We start from the raw sequence: 20,621 nt of genomic DNA, 5'->3' as shown, positions 1-20,621 counted from the left end.
ATTCTCCTATCCAATATAATAAACATGTTTCACGTTGTTCTCAGTAGTTACATAGTAACTAATATATGTACTTTTTGATAATATTAAATCATTTACAGTTACAGCAATTAAATCTCTATTTAAAACAAACTTTTGTTTTCCTGATTCATTACGTATCGATTCATATGCTCTTGAGACAATATCTGTACAATAATATTTGTTTTTGGTAAAAAGGACAAACAAGAAATTGTATTGAGATTCTCTTTCTGCTTTATCTTCTACATACGCAAGCGCATTATTAATATCTAATTGGGTTGCACCTTTAATACGCAATCCAACCCATTCATTTCGATAATAGGTTCCAAATTTTCTATAGGATGGGTCTGTTTCGTCTTCCATTCTAAAACTCGGATTCAACCAATAGTTACTAACCCCACCGATTACATGGGTATCTTCACCACCATTAATAATGACGTCTAACAAAGTTTCGTCATCATTTGGTATTCCGATTGTTTCATAGATCTTATTGTTCTCATCTACTAAAGCAGCGTGCCCACCAAAGAAGAAGGTTACGAATTCGTGAATGCCTGGATACCCTACAAGCGGGGATTGTTGAGTTACAAAGATATCTCCAGCAGCACCAGGTTTTAAATAATTATTGTTATAAAATGGATCACGAATAAGTTCATTTGGATAATATGTTTCACGTGAAACCTTGTAGTATTTAATGGTGTCTGTACTATTGATTTCATCCAACACTCCTCTTTGTACAAATTGACGGATTTCACGACGGATTGCGATGTGTTCTCCTACGGTTTGACCGAATAGGAAAATAAAGAATCCTGCGGTTAAAATAAGTAGATTTCTTAATATCTGTTTCATATCTCTTATTATAGCATAATAGTACAGAGGGAAAAGACCTAATTACTTCAAAAAGAGCAAAAAAAAGAAGGCCTAAGCCTTACTTCTTTCTTGGTTTAATGACGATTTGTCTGTTTTCGCCTTCGCCTTCAGATTCTGTGAAAACATCTCTCCACTCAGCTAATTTTGTGTGGATAATGCGTCTTTCGTAGGAATTCATTGGATCTAAGCGTACTTCAACACGTGTGAAGGCAACTTCTTTAGCAAGTTTAGTCGCTAGGATTTCAAGTTGTTTCTTACGGTTTTGTTTGTATTGGCCAATGTCTAAGGACACCGTTAATTTTTCGTTTGTATAATTGTGAAGATATGTTTTTAGAAGGGTTTGAATTGCATCTAATGTTTTGCCATCTCTACCAATCAACAAGGCGTTTTCTTTACTTTGGATTTGATAATAGATTTCGGTTCCTTCGTTTTGGGATCTGAACTCTGTTTTAACATCGATTTCTAAAGCTTGGAAGATGTTATCTAAATACTTTTTACCTTCTAAAGCGAGATTGATTTCCAACACTGCTTCATAAGTGGTAGAAGCACCAATACCAAGGATTCCCTTCTTTTCTTTTATCGCAGTTAATTTGATAAATTGAAGAGGCATCTTTAATAATTCTGTTGCTTTTACTTCAGCATCTTTAATTGTCTTAGCTTCAAATTCAACTCTTTTTGTCATAGTTATTAACCTACCAAGTCCTTGTTTTTCATCTTTTCGTACTTCTTCTCATTAATGTATCTGTTGATGAGGTTTTGTCCGATGGAATAAACGTTACCGACTACCCAGTAAAGGGCTAGTGAATTACTTTGTAGAGAGATTGAGAACATCATGAAGACCATAAAGTATTGCATGTACTTCATCATCTTTTGGGTTTGTTCTGCTTGTGCATTTTGTGGGTTGTGTGATGCAGTATTTTTTGAGTACGAAGGCTTCTTAGTAGCTAAGACGTTTAATGCGAACATCGTACCTGCAACAATTACAGCTAGGATCCAACCGGCTATATCGCCAGGTTCACCATATAAGGCTGCAAAGTTACCTGCTTTAGATAAATCAATACCCAAGAAGGATTGGTTGCTTACTTGATCTGCATATGTACCGCCTGTACGCCAAATACGTTGAACAACTTGATACATTGCCAAGAAGATTGGCATTTGGAGGAATGGCATTAAGCATCCCATGAAATTGATACCATATTTTTTGTATACAGCCATCATTTCCATTTGCATCTTTTGTTGTGATTCTGGATCTTTACGAGTAGCGTATTTAGCTTGAACACGTTGCATTTCTGGTTGTGCTACAGCCATCTTAATGCTTAAGTCATTACTCTTAGCATAAATAGGCCACGCGATCGTACGCACGATGATGGTAGTGATGATAATCCCAATAGCGAAACTGTTATTGAACAAGCCGCCAAAGAATTGCATAATCCAAGCAATCGGAATAACGAGAATTGTCTCGAATACGCCACCTTTCCCAAGTTCAATTGGTTTCGTTGGATCGCCACTACATCCAGATAGAACCACCAACAAAGTTAGTACTATAAAAACACTCATCAGTTTTTTATAATTTTTCATTCGTGTGCTCCACTTTCTTAAATTTTGAATAATGCTTTAAGATGTTGGCTTCGATTTCTTGAAAAGAAAGGGTGCTTGCATCTTTTTTAACGACAATCACATAATCAAAAGGGGGAATCCCTTTAGCCTGGTTATGCAGGATCATTCGGATTTGTCGTTTAATTTTGTTACGTTGGACAGCGCCGCCATATTTTTTTCCAATTGAAATGGCGAATCTGAAATGTGGTAAGGTCGTTTCTTTGTAGTATACTACAAAGAACTTGTCTCCTACGCTCTTTTTGTGTTGTATGATCGCATCGATTTCGTTATTTTTCTTGATTCGATATACCTTTTTCATTTTAAGGTTGAATTTTTTAAAATAAAAGGACTACTCAAAAAGCGCTTAGCGCACATTTTATCGAGTAGTCCAGGTTGTTTTAAAATGTTGTATTCAATTATACAGTTAATGAAGCGCGTCCTTTAGCTCTACGACGTGATAGAACGAGTCTGCCACCGACTGTAGCCATACGTGCTCTAAAACCGTGAGTCTTTACGCGTTTAAGTTTACTTGGTTGATATGTTCTTTTCATAAATAAACCACCTTTCTCACGAAACCATGCGTGTATTATTATATAAATATAGTTTTAAAAAGTCAATCTAAATCGCTAATTAATTTTTAAGGGTAAAATGTTAGCTCTATCTCTCTCTAGCGTAATAAAGTTATTCACACTTTTTTGTGGAAAACTTTCCCACACGTTATCCCCAATTGTGGAAATCTTTGAAAGTCCATGAAAATAGGTGGTTAAGCCATTATAAGTGTGTATTTAATAAACATATAAGTTTTTCAGACTGCTGCGGAAGAAAAGTTTCCCACAATTTCAGTGGATAAGATTTTGTTATACTCTATACGCGCATGTGCTAAGATATGTATACGAGAAGTTTGGAGTGAAAATATGAAAGAATACGATGCACTGTGGGGTCAGATTTTGGATACCCTGCGATCATCTTACTCAGACGAAATTTACGAGGATCTATTTGAGCCTCTTTCGTCTGTAAAGAAGGTCTCCGGAGGGTATATCCATATTATGGCACCTTCGGTTTATGTTAAAGATCGAATCAATAGATTGTATCTTACAAGAATCAATACATTGGCGGCGACTTTATATCCTAAAGAATTAATAAAATTTAAGTTCGTTTTAGCATCTGATCTTGTGGGTGAAGAGCAGCTTGTTGGCCCAGAGAAGAATCTAGACAAAAAATACCGTACTGGTAACTTGATTGCAACCCTAAGTTTTGATAACTTTGTCGTTGGTAAATCAAACCGCTTTGCTTTCCAAATGGCTCTAAAAGTAGCCGATCAACCTGGTATTGTGGCAAATCCGTTCTATATCTTTGGTGATGTAGGTCTTGGTAAAACCCACTTGATGCAAGCGATTGGTAACTATATATTAGATAACGATATCAATCAGAAAGTATTGTATATCAAAGCTTCAGATTTTATTGAAGAACTTGCAGACCAATTGAAGAAGGAAAAAATGGATCAATTCAACGAAAAATATCGTGATTTGGATGTTTTACTTATTGACGATATTCAAATGCTTGCTGGGGCTCCTAAAACCCAGATGGAATTCTTCCGTTTATTCGACTTATTATCTCAACAAAATAAACAAATCGTTATTACTTCTGATAAACCTGCTTCAGAGTTAAAAAATATCATGTCACGTCTAAGTTCACGATTTGAACAGGGTTTAGTCGTCGATATTGGTATTCCTGACCTTGAACACCGAGTTGATATTCTAAGAAAGAAGCTTTCTACCGAAGCACCGGATGTAATGGACATCAATCCTTCTGTATTAGAATTTATTGCTAGTTATTTTACTACCAACGTTAGAGAACTTGAAGGTGCTTTAAAACGGGTATTATTCTATTGTGTCACCAACAATATTGAAATTACAGTGGATTCTGCAGCCGAAGCGCTAGATACCTTAATTAAAACACGGAAGAAAACAGAGGCTTTAACTGAAAACAACTACGACCGAATCCAAAGTGTCGTTAGTGATTATTACAGTATTACTGTACACGATCTCATTGGTAAACGACGTAATGCAAAATTCACATTACCGCGCCATATCGCCATGTACTTAATAAAAAATAAATACAACATTGCGTATCAAACAATAGGAGCGCTCTTTGGAAATCGTGATCACTCAACCGTTTTAGCAGCGTGCGAAAAAATTGAGAATGATTTGAAACACAACGAACAGCTCAAATTAGCCATTGATAACATTCTTAAAAAAGTCGATAAAACAAGCAACTAAATGTGTGGTAAAACTGTGGGTAATATGGTATAATTATATTGTAAGTAAGCGGTTTTTGGGGTTTTCCACAAACCCACATCAACTAACAATAATAATGTAATGAATAAGAATAATAAAAAGGAGAAAATTTATGGTCTTTAGTATTAATCAAGATGTTTTATTAGATACACTGAATGTTATCCAAAGAGGACTACCAGTCAAAACTCCGCTACCTGTATTAAATGGTATTAAACTCGAAGTGCTCGAAGATCACCTTGTGTTTACAGCATCCAACACCGATATTGCGATTCAAACAATAGTCAGCGACGAATCGTTGGTTATTACTTCGCCCGGTAAAGCGGTTATTCCTGGCAGATATTTTATTGAGATTATGCGAAAGATCGTATCTAACCGTGTAGAAATTTCGTTAATCGAAAATAAAATGATGGTAATCAAAGCCGATCGTTCTGAATTCAAATTAAGAGTCATGGAAGCTGAAGATTATCCAGATGTCGATTTCTTAGATTTAGGTAAACCAATTGTTATGGAAGCCAAGACATTGAAAGCTATTATCAAAGAAACCAACTACGCGACTTCACAATACGAAAAGCGCCCTATTTTAACAGGTGTCAATTTGAAGCACGAAGACGATAAGCTTTATTGCGTAGCAACCGACTCCTATCGTTTATCTCAAAAGATTTTACCACTATCACATGATTACGAAGCGTTTAACATTGTTATCCCTAACCGCAGCTTGGATGAATTATCAAGAACACTTGATTCGATCAATGAAGAAGTATCCATGTTCATCAACCCGAATAAAGTATTATTCAAGTTCAAAAACATCTTATTCCAAACCAGATTGTTAGATGGTGTCTACCCAGATACTTTAAGAATTATTCCTAAGGAATTCCCAATTATTGTTAAATTCAACAAGGAAGAACTTTTAAAAGCTGTTGAACGTGTCAGCGTCTTAAGCCCACGTGAAAAAGATAACAACTACAATATTGTAAAATTAAATATTCGTCCAGATTATATTGTTGAAGTTTCTTCGACAAACAATGAAGTCGGTGACGCGGTTGAAGAAATCGTACCAGCGGATGACGTAGTCGGACCAATTATTAAAATTGCATTCAATTCTAAAAACTTAACCGATGCCCTAAAAGCATTCAACTCGAATGAAGTATCGATTAATTTTGCTGGAGAAATTAAACCATTTGTTATCAAAGGTGACTTAGATCCAGATATGCTACACTTGATTTTACCACTCCGAATTGAATAGTTAACACATACCAATAAGCCTTGAAATTTCCGTTTTAAGGCTTTTTTTGTTGTCTAGGCTATCCACTGTTAAAACCTCCAAATAATCAAAATAAAAGGCACATTTTTCCTTATATTATGATATAATATAATCAAGCGAGGTATACGAACTTGAAAACTTTTAAGATTAAAGACGCTGAATTTATCACTTTAGGACAGTTTGTTAAAGCTGCTGGTTTTGTTTCAACCGGTGGAATGGTCAAACCGTTTTTAGAAGAAACCAAAATATTCTTTAACGGAGAACCTGAAAATCGCCGAGGCAAAAAAATCTATCCAAAAGATAAAGTTCAGATTGGAAAAGACGTCTATATCTTCGATCATGATTAAAGAGATCAGACTAAAACAATTCAGGAACCATTCGAGCTTACATCTGAAAATCCACAAAAAACGGATTTTTATTTTTGGCAATAATGGTTTGGGTAAAACCAGTATCCTAGAAGCTATATATTTCGCTTCATTAACCAAATCACATCGTACCAGTGACGACAAGGCGTTGATACAAAAAAACGCCCCTTACGCCAAGGTCGATATCACAACCGATGCGCACCATTATCAAGTAGTCATTTCCGATACAGGGACCAAAGCATTCATCGATAAAGTCCAGGTTTTAAAGATGAGCGACTACATCAATGGGTATCGTGTGATCATGTTTGCACCTGAGGACTTGGATTTAATCAAAGGACAACCCTCGAATCGCAGACAATTCTTAGACATCGAGATGTCACAAATCCATAAACCCTACATGCTCAATCTCTCAAAATATAAGCAAATTTTGAAACAAAGGAATGCTTTAATGAAGAATTTGGGCGTCAACGACGATTTGACCTTCTTTAAAATCATCACAGATCAACTCAGTATTGTTGCTGATGAGATTATATTGAAACGTCAAACCTTCATTCAAAAGTTGAATCAAGCGTTTAAAACCCGTTTTAAGACTTTTAATGAAGTAGATGAAGTCGGCGTTAAGTATGAACCCAATGTCGCTTTAAACAACTTAAAACAAGTGTTATACGACAAGAAAGATAAAGACATCCTCACACAAACCACCAACTACGGGCCGCATCGCGACGAACTCAGCTTTGAATTCAATCAACAAGAAGCGAAGACGTATGCTTCACAGGGTCAACAACGTTTGATGGTAATTGCTTTAAAATTAGCACTTTTGGATATATATGATAGTAAGGAGATCGAAACGATTATCTTACTCGATGATGTATTAAGTGAATTAGATTCAGATAAACAACAAAAACTCCTCAATCACCTACCAGAACAGTATCAAACCTTCATCTCTGGTGTAGAGCCGATTGAGATACAAGATATAGAACAGATACACCTAACAAAGGAGAGTTAGAATGGACAATTTAAACAACAACAATAACAATTATAACGCCGAGAATATTCAAGTCCTTGAAGGGCTAGAAGCGGTTAGAAAACGTCCAGGGATGTACATCGGTTCAACCGGTGAACGTGGATTACACCACCTCGTATGGGAAATCGTCGACAACTCAATCGATGAATCGATGGTTGGGTATGCTTCTGAGATTTCACTAGAAATCCAAAAAGGCAACATTATTCGCGTTACAGACGATGGCCGTGGTATTCCTGTAGATATTCACGCTAAAACTAAAAAAAGTGCAGTAGAGACGATTTTAACGGTATTACATGCCGGCGGTAAGTTCGATGGCAAATCTTACAAAGTCTCTGGTGGATTGCACGGGGTTGGGGCATCTGTTGTCAACGCCTTATCTTCTTGGTTTAGAGTTACCATTCGTCGTAATGGTCTTTTATACCAACAAGAATACAAAAAAGGTATTCCACAATACGATCTTAAAGTGATTGGTGAATCTACACATACCGGAACTGAAATTGAATTCCAAGCAGACCCAGAGGTCTTCACAGAAACCACCACATATGATTTTGAAACACTTAGAAATCGTATCCAAGAGTTGGCGTTCTTGAATCGCCACATCAAGATTTCAATCGAGGATCAACGTGGTGAAACACCAGTTCGCTTTGAATACCAATATGAAGGTGGTATTCAAGAGTACGTCACATTCCTAAATGGAAATAAAGGGATTGTTCACCCTGAAATTGTGTATGCACAAAAAGAAGTCGACAACATCACTGTTGAGCTTGCATTACAATACAACGATTCCTATGCAACCAATGTATTCTCATTTACCAACAACATCCATACCCATGAAGGGGGTATGCATGAAGATGGTTTTAAACTCGCATTAACGAGAGTCATCGGGAACTATGCAAAAGATAACAACATCTTAAAGAAAGATGAATCATTCATCGGTGAAGATACCAGAGAAGGTTTAACAGCCATTATCTCCGTAAAACACCCAAACCCACAATTCGAAGGTCAAACAAAGACTAAATTGGGTAACCCTGAAGTCCGTCAAATTGTATCACAAATTACAGGTGAAGCCTTAGAACGTTTCTTGTTAGAAAATCCTACAGCAGCGAAATCCATCATGGATAAAGTCTTGATGGCATCACGCGCACGTATCGCAGCCCGCAAGGCGAAAGAAGCGACACGTCGTAAGAGCCCACTTGATATGCTTGGGTTTGCCAGCAAACTCGCTGACTGCAGAAACCGTAAACCAGAAGAATCCGAGATCTATATCGTCGAAGGTGACTCTGCGGGTGGTTCTGCTAAACAAGGCCGGGATTCCGCATTCCAAGCCATTTTACCACTACGCGGTAAAGTTTTAAACGTCGAAAAAGCACGCTTAGATAAAGCGTTATCCAATAAAGAAATCCTATCCATGATACAAGCATTTGGTACAGGTATTGGTGAAGATTTTGATATCACTAAAGCCCGTTACCACAAGATTGTAATCATGACCGATGCTGACGTCGACGGCGCTCACATTAGAACCTTAATGCTGACATTCTTGTTCCGTTATATGAAACCGCTCATTGACTTTGGTTACGTCTATGTAGCTCAACCACCACTCTATAAAGTTCAAAGCGGTAAACGCATTGAATACGTTTACGACGAAGAACGTCTCCGTGTTGTATTAGAACAAATGGGTGGTAGACCAACCATTCAACGCTACAAAGGTCTAGGGGAAATGAACCCTGAACAACTTTGGGAAACCACCATGGATCCTAAATCCAGAACGCTTTTACAAGTGTCCCTAAAAGACGCAATGAACGCGGATGCGGTATTTACGATGTTGATGGGTGAAGAAGTTGAACCACGTAAGAACTTTATCCAAGAAAATGCAGTATATGCATCGAACATTGACGCATAGGAAGGTAGGTAACCATGAACGATCAAGAAAAAGACTTAGTGCTTGACGCTGAAGTCGAAAAAAAAGAAGAAAACGGTAATTCCGATTATATTCACGGTAAGATCAAAGAACTCAATATCGCAACCGAAATGAAGACATCCTTCTTAAACTATGCGATGAGTGTTATTGTAAGCCGTGCTTTACCAGATGTTAGAGATGGTTTGAAACCGGTCCAAAGACGTATTTTATACGCAATGAACGATTTAGGTATGTATGCCGATAGACAACATAAAAAATCCGCGAGAATCGTTGGGGAAGTTATCGGTAAGTATCACCCACATGGTGACTCTTCTGTATATGAAGCGATGGTCCGTATGGCTCAAGACTTCAACTATCGTTACCCTCTAGTCGATGGTCATGGTAACTTTGGTTCCGTTGATGGCGACGGTGCCGCAGCGATGCGTTATACCGAAGCCAGAATGTCCAAAATCGCGATGGAACTCGTACGCGATATTGAAAAAGAAACAGTTAATTTTGGCGATAACTATGATGGATCTGAACATGAACCTCTTGTGATGCCAGCGAGATATCCAAACCTCTTAGTTAATGGTGCAACCGGGATTGCTGTCGGGATGGCAACCAACATTCCACCACACAATTTAGGTGAAGTCATTGATGGGATTCAAGCGTTGATGGATAACCCTGAACTTACCGACATTGAACTCATGGATTATGTCAAAGGACCGGACTTTCCGACCGGTGGACAAATTCTTGGTTTAAGCGGATTAAGACAAGCATATACCACAGGACGCGGTACAATTGTAATCCGCGCCGTTACCGAAATTGTTGAAGGCAAAGGTGGCAAAAACACCATTATAGTTAAACAAATTCCATATCAAGTCAATAAGACTAAACTCATCGAAAGAATCGCTGAAATTGCGAAAGAAAAGATGGTTGAAGGGATTACAGACTTAAGAGACGAATCCAACCGTAAAGGTATGCGTATTGTCATTGAACTTCGTAAAGATGTCAATCCACATGTGATGCTTAACAACCTCTTCAAACTTACAGAAATGCAAAGCAACTTCTCCATTAATATGATTGCTTTAGTTGGTAACCAACCGAAGACCATCACATTAAAGGATGCGTTATATCATTACATTCAACACCAAATTGAAGTCATTCAAAGAAGAACCATTTTCGACTTAAGAAAAGCCGAAGAACGTAAGCATATCTTGGAAGGATTAGTCATCGCTTTAGAAGACATCGATAATATCATTGATTTAATCAAGAAGAGCCCTACTGGTGAAGAAGCAAAACAAAACTTAATGGCAAACTATCCATTAGATGAAATCCAAGCTAGAGCCATTCTCGATATGAGACTTCAAAGATTAACGGGTCTTGAAATCGAAAAGATTAGAGAAGAAGACTTAGATCTCGCAACCCGTATTGCAGACTATAAAGACATCATCGGTAGCGATATTCGTAAATACGATATCATTAAAGCAGAACTCGCTGAAATCAAAGCAAAATATAACGATGAAAGAATGTCTTCCATCAGCTTGCATGATAACGATTTAAACATCGAAAACGAGGACTTAATCCCAGTCGAAGATGTGATTATCACAGTCACGCATAATGGCTATATCAAGCGCATGTCCATGGATGAGTACAAAGCTCAAAACCGTGGCGGTGTTGGTATTAACTCCATTAAGATGCACGACGACGATTTCGTTGAACACATCCAAATGACCAATACTCACTACTACCACTTATTCTTCACGAATAAAGGTAGAGTCTACAAGATCAAAGGCTATCGTATCCCTGAAGGTTCAAGACAATCTAAGGGCTTACCAATTGTCAATTTACTCCAATTTGATAAGGATGAAACCTTAGTCACCTTCACACAAGTTCAAAACTTCGAAGATGAAAATGCATTCTTATTCTTCACAACTAAGAAGGGTGTTGTAAAACGTACCCCTGTCAATGAATATCAAAATATCCGTACTAACGGTATCATCGCGTTAAACTTAAGAGAAGACGATGAATTACTAAATGTTAAATTAACCAACGGTAAGACTCATGTCATCCTTGGGGCATCTAACGGTAAAGCCATCCGATTCGATGAAAACGATGTACGTTCGATGGGCCGTACAGCAACCGGTGTTCGCGGTATGGAATTAGACGAGAAAGATGAAATTGTCGGTATGACTTATGTCGAATCCGATGATGAAGAAATCTTAGTAGTTACTGAAAAAGGCTACGGTAAGCGCAGTCTCGCTGATGAATATCGTCTCCAAGTTCGTGGTGGTAAAGGGGTTAAAGCCTTAAACGTCACTGAAAAGAATGGCGCATTAAGAGCCCTTCGCCGTGTTACTCCAGAAGAAGATGTTATCATCGTTACCGACCGTGGTATGGTCATTCGTACCCACATCGCTCAAATTGCTCAAACCAGACGTGCTACCCAAGGCGTACGTATCATGAGCTTAAAAGACGATCAAGTGGTTGTAACTCTAGCAGTGGTTCCTCATGAAGAAATTCCAGCTCTTGATGAACCAATTGTTGAACAAGTCGCTTTAGATCTCGATACCAAAGCGAAAGTCGTTGAAATTGTCGAAGTATCGGCTGAAGAAGTCAAAAATGAACCTGTAAAAGAGAAAGAAAACCTGTTTGATTTATAAGTAAATGACAATCCTCATTCTAAATGAGGGTTGTTTTTTTCTGCACTTAGAGCCTAAATACGAAAAAAGTCATGCAAAATAACGCTGAACTGAAAGAATGTCATTTCTTTGTTGATATTTATTTGATATTTCGAAAATATCGATATGTAGTGAAGGTGAGATCAACCATTCTGAGTATTATCCTCATTTATCAAATAAGTTTTACTTAATAAGGAAGTTGATAAGAGTCAAAAAAGACAGATGGTGACACAGTTTGTAAAAAAAACAGTGGAATTGAACTCATTGACTCAAGTTATTTAGAGGCGGATAGTCCAATAAAAGGATATTCAAATATTCTAACCGTTTTAGACGATTATATTAAGAGGAAACGTTAGTATCGTCTATAATACATCGTGCAATCTTTACTTTATTGGAAAAATCGATTATAATGAAAGAAATCGTTGACTGAACCGTAGTATTGGTACTATTTTAAGCGAGTGGGTGGTTGGTGAAAACCCATAGGTACAATATGAATTCCACTCAGGAGAGGTGCTAATCACACCCGCTAGCAAGCGTTAAAAAGCATTAAGTGCTATCTGTAGGTACAGGTAGAATTAAGGTGGTACCGCGACTATTTCGTCCTTAAGAATGCAAATTCTTTTGGACTTTTTTTTCTCACAAAGGGGGACTAACATGTTAGACATTAAATGGATTAGAGAAAATTTAGATGAAGCGATTGAAAGATTGAACACCCGTGGGGGTGACTTCAGTTATTTACGTGAACTCGTAGCGAAAGATGAAGAACGCAGAAGCTTAATCGCGACTGTAGAAAAACTAAAAAGCGAAAGAAACACCAAATCCAAAGAAATTGGACTTATGGCAAAAAAAGGTGAAAACACCGAACCGATTAAAGAACAAGTCAGACAAATCGGGGATCAAATCAAACTAGACGACGAAAAAATCGCTGAGATTGACGCGTATATTTTAGACAAACTCTTAAATACACCCAATATCCCATCGAAAACCACACCTGTTGGTTTAGATGATAAGGATAATGTCCTCATTCGTGATTGGGGTGTACCAAAAGAATTCAAGTTCCCAATTAAAGACCACGCCGATTTAGGTGAAAAATTAGGCATCCTTGATTTCCAAAGAGCAGCTAAAATTACTGGTGCACGTTTTGTTATCGATAGAGGCTTAGGTGCACGTCTCGAACGTTCCTTAATTCAATTTATGATGGACCTACACTCCGAAGACCATGGGTATACTGAGATTATGCCACCGTATTTAATTAATGAAGCTTCGATGTACGCTACAGGACAATTTCCTAAGTTTAAAGCAGACTCTTATAAGGTGACTTCGGATGAAGATACTTGGTATTTAAATCCGACCGCTGAAGTACCAACCATCAATATGTATCGTGATGAAATCATCGAAGGTGATCTTTTACCGCTTAAGTTTGTATCCTACACAACTGCGTTCCGTAGTGAAGCAGGATCTGCTGGTAGAGATACAAAAGGGATTCTAAGACAACACCAATTCAACAAAGTCGAACTGATTAAGTTTACCAAACCAGAAGATTCGTATGCAGAACTTGAAAAAATGCTTAAGAACTCCGAAAAAGTCCTACAATTGTTAAAATTACCATATCGTGTGGTTGCGTTATCGACAGGTGACATGGGCTTTGGTATGGCTAAGACTTACGACATTGAAGTATGGATTCCAAGCCAGAACACTTACCGTGAAATTGGATCGATTTCGAATGCAGAAGACTATCAAGCTAGACGCGGAAATATCCGTTTCAAACGCACAAAAGACGCGAAGACCGAATTTGTTCATACCTTAAATGGTTCTGGACTAGCTGTAGGCAGAACGATGATTGCGATCATTGAAAACTACCAAAACGAAGACGGTTCGATTACCATACCAGAAGCGTTAGTACCTTACATGCACACCACAGTGATCAAATAAGTTCTGCGACAATAAACCATAATTATGTGATATTTTACCCATAATTAATGGTTATAATGGTCACATACTGATAACTTATTTTTTCTCCTAACTTCCTATGTTATAATGAAAGTGCCTAAAAACAGGCACTTTCTTTATTTTTTCGGAGGTCAACTATGAAAATTTACTATGTAGAAGATGAACAAGATTTAGCTTCGATTATCAAAAAATACTTAATAAAAGAAGGCTATGAAGTCTCTTTATTTGAATCTGGTGAAGATGCGATTACGCATGTTGCAGACGATATTGATCTATGGATTCTAGATATCATGCTAACTGGGGATATCAATGGCTATGACTTGATTGAAGCGATTAAAGAGAAGAATCCAAAAGTCTCCGTAATTTTCACCTCCGCACGCGACCATGATTTAGATAAAATTAGAGGCCTTGAGTTAGGATCAGATGACTATCTAGCGAAGCCCTACTCACCTAGAGAATTGATTTTACGTGTGAAAGCTATTTTAAGAAGAGCCAATCGTACCAGTCCAAACCTTCTTAAGTACGATAGTTATGAGATCAATATTGAAAAGCGTATTATCAAAGAAAACGATCAAATTATCGAACTTACTAATAAAGAATTTGAACTAATGTTATTCTTTATTGAGAATAAGAATCAAGCTTTTTCAAGAGAACAAATCCTAAGTCACGTTTGGGGTGCGGATTATTATGGGTCTGACCGTGTGGTGGATGACCTTTTAAGAAGACTCAGACAAAAGATGCCGAAACTGATGATTGAAACCATCTATGGTTATGGGTATCGATTACTCTAATGAAAAAGTTTAAACTGTCGACCCAAGTAGTCATTTTATTTACGACAGTCACTACGATATCCTCTATCATCTTTGGTTATATTTCTTGGCATAACTATCAAACTGTTTATGTTGGACTTGCTCGTAATGAAGTTCAAACATACTTAGAAGCGAACACGGTTTTACCAAAGGATAAAGAAGATTATTTAGGGTATATATTGATTACTGTCAACCGGATTTCTACATTTAGAGCAGACGTGACAAATCGCATTGTATCGCCAAATGCCGATCGCATATTAAACAGTGATTTACAACGCATTAATAATATCATTGAAGCGGCTTATCTAGGAGAAAAAATCTTTAAAGATAAATCAGGGATCTATTATGTAGACATCGAAAAAAGAAATGAAGTAGACCCAGATACCTCAGAGTATATGATCGCAGTTATGGACAACTCCTACATTGACTCAATTAAAGCTTCGACCATGCGATATGAAGTCTTAACAACTTTCATTGGAACGTTCTTATCGTTCGCAATCATTGTGTTTGTCGGTAACACCGTCATCGCGATGTGGAGTCGTAAGACTGCAGCGAGAATTCGTTATATTCAAAAAGAGGTTAGTACCTTTAACAGTTCTGGTTATGAAAACAAGGTTATCTTGGATGGTGAGGATGAAATCTCTGAACTTGCGAGATCCGTTGAAGATTTACGACTTGAGATCAAGGAAAATGAAAAAACCAAACAAGAAATGTTCCAAAACATTTCTCATGATTTAAAGACACCCATCTCGGTTATTCAATCCTACGCTGAGGCGATGATGGATGGTACAACAGATATCTCTGATATGAAAATCATCATCAAACAAACCGAAAAGTTACAATCTAAAGTCAGATTGTTACTTGAACTCAATAAGATTAACAACATCGAAATGAACCATGTATTAGAAGAAGTGAATATTAAAGATATCATCATCAATGTCACCTCGAATAATAAACACCGATTTGGTGATGTTAAGGTCATTACGGATTTAGATAACTCCAAATTTATCGGGGTTAAGGAATACTTCTACACTTCAATTGAGAACTTGATTGATAACGCCATAAGGTATGCGAAAACTGAAATCGTGATTACATTAAAAAACGGAACCCTTACGTTTTTCAACGATGGTCCCGCTATTGAAGAAAAATACATTAAAGAAGGTTTCAAACCTTATGAAAAAGGTTCAAAAGGTCAGTTCGGAATTGGGATGTCGATTGTTCAAAAGACATTCAACCGATTCGGATTCTCACTGACTGTAGAGAATGTGGATAATGGCGTTAAATTTACGATAAAGAAGCTATAATGGCTTCTTTTCTTTTTTCGAAGTCACCTTTGGATAATTCGTTAACATGGTTGACCATTTTCATTGGTGTCAAATCGTCACCTTGATAACGTGGGATGATGTGTACATGGAAATGGAAAACGCTTTGTGATGCGAAAGAACCGTTATTACTTAGAATGTTTAATCCTTCAGGATTGAAGGCTTTTTGAACCGCTTTTGATACCTTCGTGACGACTTCAAAAACCTTACCAGACAAGGCTTCAGGCATGTCAAAAATGGTTTCATACTGTGCTTTTGGTACAACTAAGGTGTGACCTTTTGTAGCTTGTGTAATGTCTAAAAACGCGATGACTAAATCGTCTTCGTAAACGATATGAGCAGGAATTTCCCGTTTGATGATCTTGGTGAAAATAGAATCCATAATGATTTACCTCGTTTCTTTACTTTCATTATACCACAACAAAATCTGAACTATTGTCTAGATTTAGTCTAAAAAACCTTCCTTTTAACCTGAATTGATGTTCACATTTTTAGTTGTCTTGGTTGTTTTATAAAACAAAGGGTGCTATAATTAATCAGTAATGGAGGACTTTTTATGAAAAAAATACCAGTAGGCATTTCAGGTAGACATTTACACCTTACTCAAGCTCATTTAGAGATTTTATTTGGTAAGGATTATCAACTCACTAAGATGAAAGATTTAAGCCAACCTGGCCAATACGCTGCAGAAGAAAAGGTAGACGTATATAGCCCAGCAGGCAAGTTAATTGCAGGGGTTCGTATTTTAGGACCAGTTAGACCCGCTTCTCAAGTTGAGATTTCAAGATCAGACGCGATTCGTGGTAAGTTTGTTGCCCCAGTACGTTCTTCAGGTGACGTCAAAGGTTCAGGCCCATGTAAATTGGTTGGTCCTAAAGGCGAAGTTGAACTTTCTGAAGGTGTGATTGTTGCAGATAGACACATCCACTTCTCTTTAGAAGATGCGAAAGATTTCGGCGTTAAAGACGGCGATAAAGTATCGATTTTCATCGACAACGCTAAAGGCGGTATTCTTAATAACGTACTTTGCCGTGTATCACCTAAGTTCGCTTTAGACTGTCATTTAGATACAGATGATGGTGCTGCATTCGAACTTAATACAGGCGATACTTGCACCATTGTAAAATCCTACACAATCAACGAATAAGTCCTTCACGGGGCTTTTTCTTCTTCAAGGAGGTCTCATATGTTTCCTAAACTCGAGCGAAAAAAAGTATTCAGAGACCCATTGTATGGTTACATCTATGTGACGGAAGCAGTCATCTCAGATCTTATTGACACCAAGGAATTTCAAAGACTTAGACGAATTAGACAACTCTCAGGGGTATCGATGGTATTCCATGGCGCAGAACATTCGCGTTTTTCCCATTCTCTAGGTGTTTATAGTCTCGCTTTGAATGTATTACAGGAAGTAGACATCCTAAAAGAAAGACTCAGTGAATACGAACAAATCGTATTTCTTGCAGCGGCCCTTTTACATGACGTTGGACATGGTCCTTACTCTCATGCTTTTGAACATGTTTTCAAAGTAAGACATGAAAAATCAACCGCCAACATCATCGAAGGCAAAACAGAAATTAACACAGTACTTAATCAGTATCATAAAGACCTTGCAGCAGATATCGCAAGCGTCATTTTAAAGACTGGAAAGTTTACCATCATCGAACAGCTCATCTCTTCACAACTCGATGTCGACCGTATGGATTATCTAGAACGTGACGCCTTTCATACAGGTGCTGCTTACGGTAGATTGGATAAGGATAGAATCATCCGAATGCTCACTCTTCATAATGACCAAGTGGTCTTTAAAGAAGGTGCAGTACACGCCATTGAAAACTACTTAATGAGTCGTTATCACATGTACTGGCAAGTATATTACCATCCAGCAGCACGTAGTTATGAAGTTATGCTAGAGTCCATTTATAAACGTATTTTGGACCTCATAAAAAGCGGGAACTTGAACGATGAATATGCTGTGTATTTGAAAACAATTATCGAAAATGGTTTTGAAGAAGAGGCGTATTTTGAACTAGATGACTATTATGTTAATGGCCTTATTAAGCGTTTTTCACATTGTGAGGATGAAATCTTAAGCGGATTATGTAACGAATTTTTAACTCGAAAACTCTTTAAGTATGTTTCTGTAAATATGAATCAAGAACAAATTATTAAAGACATCATTGATGGGCGTCATCTGACCCCCTATGAATATAAAATCGACTATATTTCACAGGCTACGTACTTAGTCGATGAATTTGATATCGCTGTATCGAAGATTTTGATTCTTTCCAAAGAAGGCGAACTCAAGACACTCGATCAAATTTCTCCGATTATCCGAGGTCTTTCAACCTCTGGAATTAAAACAGATCAGAAACTGTATTACCGAGATATTAGCCATGAATGAAATCATTGTAGTAGAAGGTAGACACGACTATCAAAAAGTGAAACAAGTCCTACCGGAAGCGAACATTTTAATCACGAATGGTTCTGCGATCGATATGACTTTTATTGAACAACTTAAACGCTTATCCGAACAACATGACATCATCGTGTTCGTTGACGCAGATAATGCTGGAGAACGTTTAAGAAGAATTATCTCAAAACACATTCCAAGCGCTAAACACGCATTCATTGAAAGAAATTTATCTTTATCTTCTAACGAAAAAAAGGTCGGTATAGAACACGCTGACGGATACACCATCCTTGAAGCTCTAAAGCTCAAACGAAGTGCGGTATCGGGTTCCGATATCACGCCACACTTTTTACTTGAACAAGGGCTTATTGGTGAAAATGAATCAAGGCTCAAACGCCTCTTTTTGTGTGAGAAACTCAGAATTGGTTATGTGAACGGTAAGGGATTATACCAACGTTTATCGTTATTTGGTATTACAGAACAAGAAGTCGAGGAGGTGCTCTATGGATACGAATCGTCCTAAAAAGAAATTTGGACAAAACTTCTTACAAAGCGACAGCATTCTTAAAAAAATAATAACCGAATCCGGAGTCACATTAGAGGATGATATCATCGAAATCGGCCCAGGACGTGGCGCACTTACTAAATATTTAGTGAAAGCTGGTAAATCTCTAACTGCGTTCGAAATTGATACTTCACTAGATAGTTACCTTCGTCCTTTAGAAGGTTTAAACTCAAACTTTAAGGTGATATATTCAGACATATTGGAAATCGATTTGGATGACTATATTGAAAAAGAAATTAAGTGTCCAGTTAAAGTCATCGCGAATATTCCTTACTACATCACCAGTCCGATTATCTTTAAGCTATTGGAATCTAAATGGGTCAGCGAAGCGACACTCCTCATACAAAAAGAGGTTGCGGATCGATTGGTTGCGGATGAAAAATCCGGTGACTATGGTGCGCTATCTATCATCATAAACTATCAAGCGGACGTAAAAAAACTCATTCAGGTTAAACGCACTGCGTTTTACCCAGTGCCGAATGTCGATTCTACAGTGATTCAAATTAAAAAGCATAGACGGTATCAAGACCAAATTAAAGACGAAAAGCTCTTTAAAGAATTGGTTAAAGCTGCGTTCACTCAAAAACGAAAGACACTCGTAAATAACTTAATTGGTTTAACCGATTTATCCAAAGAAGCGTTAATAGAAAAACTTCAAAAGATTAATCCAAAATACCACGCTTTTACGAGAGCTGAAGGTTTGTCGATGGATGATTTCATTGAACTCGCTAATGGGTGGAACGCATGATCGAAAAAGCTTATGCGAAAATCAATTTGATCTTAGATATCCAAGGGAAACGTAAGGATGGGTATCACGAACTCAAAAGTTTGATGATTCCGATCGAGTTTCATGATGATCTTAAGTTCGAACCAAGTGATTCAATTGAACTGGAATCCAATGTTTATATCGAACATAATGCGATTATTAAGGTTGCGGAGATCATCCAAACAAAATACCAGATTAAACAAGGTGTGAAGATTACTTTAAACAAAAGAATTCCGATTGGTGCAGGGTTAGCAGGGGGGTCTGCGAACATCAGCGCGACCATTCGTGGACTCAATCGATTTTGGGATATCAAGATGTCTTTAAATGAACAAGAAGACCTTGCGAATTCGCTGGGTTCAGATACACTGTTTTGTTTACACAATAAACGCGGAATCCTTACAGGTCGAGGTGACCATATTGAATTTCTCAATGTAGAAAAACCAATTGATGCGATTACACTTGTATGTCCAAATATCAGTATCTTAACCAAAGATGTGTTTAGTCACTATAACCACTCGGGAGTACACGATTTTCAAAGAAGTGTAGAGACTTATCTCACAAAAGGGGATGAGAATGTACTCTACAACGATTTGTTAATACCTGCTTTTAAAACCTCACCAAAACTTCAAGAAATCTATGACCAGATCCAAGTGTTAGGACTAAAACCGCACTTATCTGGTAGTGGATCTACACTATTTTTATTCAACCTAAGTGAAGATGAAATCGAACGTCTGAAAACAATCAAAGACATTGTAATCATCCATACACAAGAACATCAAGAATTGTTATAATG

General features: G+C 37.5%; 20 protein-coding genes and 1 other annotated feature. Of the genes, 14 read left to right on the top strand and 6 right to left on the bottom strand.

The features are described from left to right. Positions 1-6 precede the first annotated feature (6 nt). The 5 genes from N7603_RS00865 to rpmH form a co-directional block, all read right to left on the bottom strand. Positions 7-861, bottom strand: a complete 855-nt coding sequence (locus tag N7603_RS00865; RefSeq protein ID WP_262095429.1) for a hypothetical protein — start codon at positions 859-861, stop codon at positions 7-9. 79 nt (positions 862-940) lie between these two features. Further along, a complete protein-coding gene (jag, locus tag N7603_RS00860; protein ID WP_262095428.1) occupies positions 941-1,564 on the bottom strand; it encodes an RNA-binding cell elongation regulator Jag/EloR in 624 nt (207 codons plus the stop codon). A 5-nt stretch (positions 1,565-1,569) separates the two neighbouring features. Continuing rightward, positions 1,570-2,460 carry a YidC/Oxa1 family membrane protein insertase gene (locus N7603_RS00855; protein ID WP_262095427.1) on the bottom strand — a complete coding sequence of 297 codons (891 nt, stop codon included), beginning with the start codon at positions 2,458-2,460 and terminating at the stop codon, positions 1,570-1,572. Further along, positions 2,447-2,797, bottom strand: a complete 351-nt coding sequence (gene rnpA, locus N7603_RS00850; protein WP_262095426.1) for a ribonuclease P protein component — start codon at positions 2,795-2,797, stop codon at positions 2,447-2,449. The genes N7603_RS00855 and rnpA overlap by 14 nt, the downstream gene beginning before the upstream one ends. A 97-nt stretch (positions 2,798-2,894) precedes the next feature. Then, positions 2,895-3,029 (bottom strand): 50S ribosomal protein L34, encoded by a 135-nt coding sequence (gene rpmH / locus N7603_RS00845; RefSeq protein ID WP_262095424.1) that lies wholly within the window; start codon positions 3,027-3,029, stop codon positions 2,895-2,897. A 363-nt stretch (positions 3,030-3,392) separates the two neighbouring features. On the opposite strand from rpmH, the gene dnaA reads away from it, so the two are divergent. The 9 genes from dnaA to N7603_RS00800 all read left to right on the top strand — a co-directional run bounded on the left by dnaA (position 3,393) and on the right by N7603_RS00800 (position 16,066). After that, positions 3,393-4,757 carry a chromosomal replication initiator protein DnaA gene (dnaA, locus tag N7603_RS00840; protein ID WP_262095423.1) on the top strand — a complete coding sequence of 455 codons (1,365 nt, stop codon included), beginning with the start codon at positions 3,393-3,395 and terminating at the stop codon, positions 4,755-4,757. Positions 4,758-4,887: 130 nt separating this feature from the next. Beyond that, complete coding sequence (dnaN, locus tag N7603_RS00835) at positions 4,888-6,018, top strand: DNA polymerase III subunit beta (RefSeq protein ID WP_262095422.1); 1,131 nt, start codon at positions 4,888-4,890, stop codon at positions 6,016-6,018. A 149-nt stretch (positions 6,019-6,167) separates the two neighbouring features. Beyond that, positions 6,168-6,383 (top strand): RNA-binding S4 domain-containing protein, encoded by a 216-nt coding sequence (locus N7603_RS00830; RefSeq protein WP_262095421.1) that lies wholly within the window; start codon positions 6,168-6,170, stop codon positions 6,381-6,383. Continuing rightward, entirely contained in the window at positions 6,376-7,407 is a 1,032-nt protein-coding gene (recF, locus tag N7603_RS00825) for a DNA replication/repair protein RecF (protein ID WP_262095419.1), read from the top strand. The genes N7603_RS00830 and recF overlap by 8 nt, the downstream gene beginning before the upstream one ends. 1 nt (position 7,408) lies before the next feature. Beyond that, entirely contained in the window at positions 7,409-9,325 is a 1,917-nt protein-coding gene (gene gyrB, locus N7603_RS00820) for a DNA topoisomerase (ATP-hydrolyzing) subunit B (protein WP_262095418.1), read from the top strand. Between the two features lie 14 nt (positions 9,326-9,339). Beyond that, the gene (gyrA, locus tag N7603_RS00815; protein ID WP_262095417.1) at positions 9,340-11,985 is read left to right on the top strand and encodes a DNA gyrase subunit A; all 2,646 of its coding nucleotides are present in this window, start codon (positions 9,340-9,342) and stop codon (positions 11,983-11,985) included. Positions 11,986-12,416: 431 nt separating this feature from the next. Continuing rightward, positions 12,417-12,611: a binding site (T-box leader), on the top strand. A 46-nt stretch (positions 12,612-12,657) separates the two neighbouring features. Continuing rightward, a complete protein-coding gene (serS, locus tag N7603_RS00810) occupies positions 12,658-13,935 on the top strand; it encodes a serine--tRNA ligase (protein WP_262095416.1) in 1,278 nt (425 codons plus the stop codon). A gap of 155 nt (positions 13,936-14,090) precedes the next feature. Further along, the gene (locus N7603_RS00805) at positions 14,091-14,744 is read left to right on the top strand and encodes a response regulator transcription factor (protein ID WP_262095415.1); all 654 of its coding nucleotides are present in this window, start codon (positions 14,091-14,093) and stop codon (positions 14,742-14,744) included. Next, complete coding sequence (locus tag N7603_RS00800) at positions 14,744-16,066, top strand: sensor histidine kinase (RefSeq protein WP_262095414.1); 1,323 nt, start codon at positions 14,744-14,746, stop codon at positions 16,064-16,066. The genes N7603_RS00805 and N7603_RS00800 overlap by 1 nt, the downstream gene beginning before the upstream one ends. On the opposite strand, the gene N7603_RS00795 is transcribed toward N7603_RS00800, so the two are convergent. After that, entirely contained in the window at positions 16,047-16,466 is a 420-nt protein-coding gene (locus N7603_RS00795) for an HIT family protein (protein WP_262095413.1), read from the bottom strand. The two genes, N7603_RS00800 and N7603_RS00795, sit on opposite strands and share 20 nt — an antisense overlap. A gap of 174 nt (positions 16,467-16,640) precedes the next feature. Here N7603_RS00795 and N7603_RS00790 point away from each other — a divergent pair, with 174 nt between their 5' ends. Genes N7603_RS00790 through ispE form a run of 5 tightly spaced genes read left to right on the top strand, consistent with a single transcriptional unit; the run spans position 16,641 to position 20,619 of the window. Then, complete coding sequence (locus N7603_RS00790) at positions 16,641-17,231, top strand: phosphate propanoyltransferase (RefSeq protein WP_262095412.1); 591 nt, start codon at positions 16,641-16,643, stop codon at positions 17,229-17,231. A 39-nt stretch (positions 17,232-17,270) separates the two neighbouring features. Further along, positions 17,271-18,488: an HD domain-containing protein gene (locus N7603_RS00785; protein ID WP_262095411.1), complete on the top strand. Its 1,218-nt coding sequence runs from the start codon at positions 17,271-17,273 to the stop codon at positions 18,486-18,488. Further along, positions 18,481-19,020, top strand: a complete 540-nt coding sequence (gene rnmV, locus N7603_RS00780) for a ribonuclease M5 (protein ID WP_262095410.1) — start codon at positions 18,481-18,483, stop codon at positions 19,018-19,020. The genes N7603_RS00785 and rnmV overlap by 8 nt, the downstream gene beginning before the upstream one ends. Beyond that, on the top strand, positions 19,001-19,810 hold the full coding sequence (gene rsmA, locus N7603_RS00775; RefSeq protein ID WP_262095409.1) for a 16S rRNA (adenine(1518)-N(6)/adenine(1519)-N(6))-dimethyltransferase RsmA: 810 nt from the start codon (positions 19,001-19,003) through the stop codon (positions 19,808-19,810). Before rnmV ends, rsmA begins: the two co-directional genes overlap by 20 nt. Continuing rightward, a complete protein-coding gene (gene ispE, locus N7603_RS00770; RefSeq protein ID WP_262095408.1) occupies positions 19,807-20,619 on the top strand; it encodes a 4-(cytidine 5'-diphospho)-2-C-methyl-D-erythritol kinase in 813 nt (270 codons plus the stop codon). Before rsmA ends, ispE begins: the two co-directional genes overlap by 4 nt. The last annotated feature ends 2 nt before the right edge of the window (positions 20,620-20,621 follow it).

The organism is Paracholeplasma vituli (genome assembly GCF_025446935.1).
Lineage (GTDB): Bacteria > Bacillota_I > Bacilli_A > Acholeplasmatales > UBA5453 > Paracholeplasma > Paracholeplasma vituli.
Note: the sequence above shows the minus strand (reverse complement) of the source record. Positions and strands in the feature narration are given on the sequence as shown.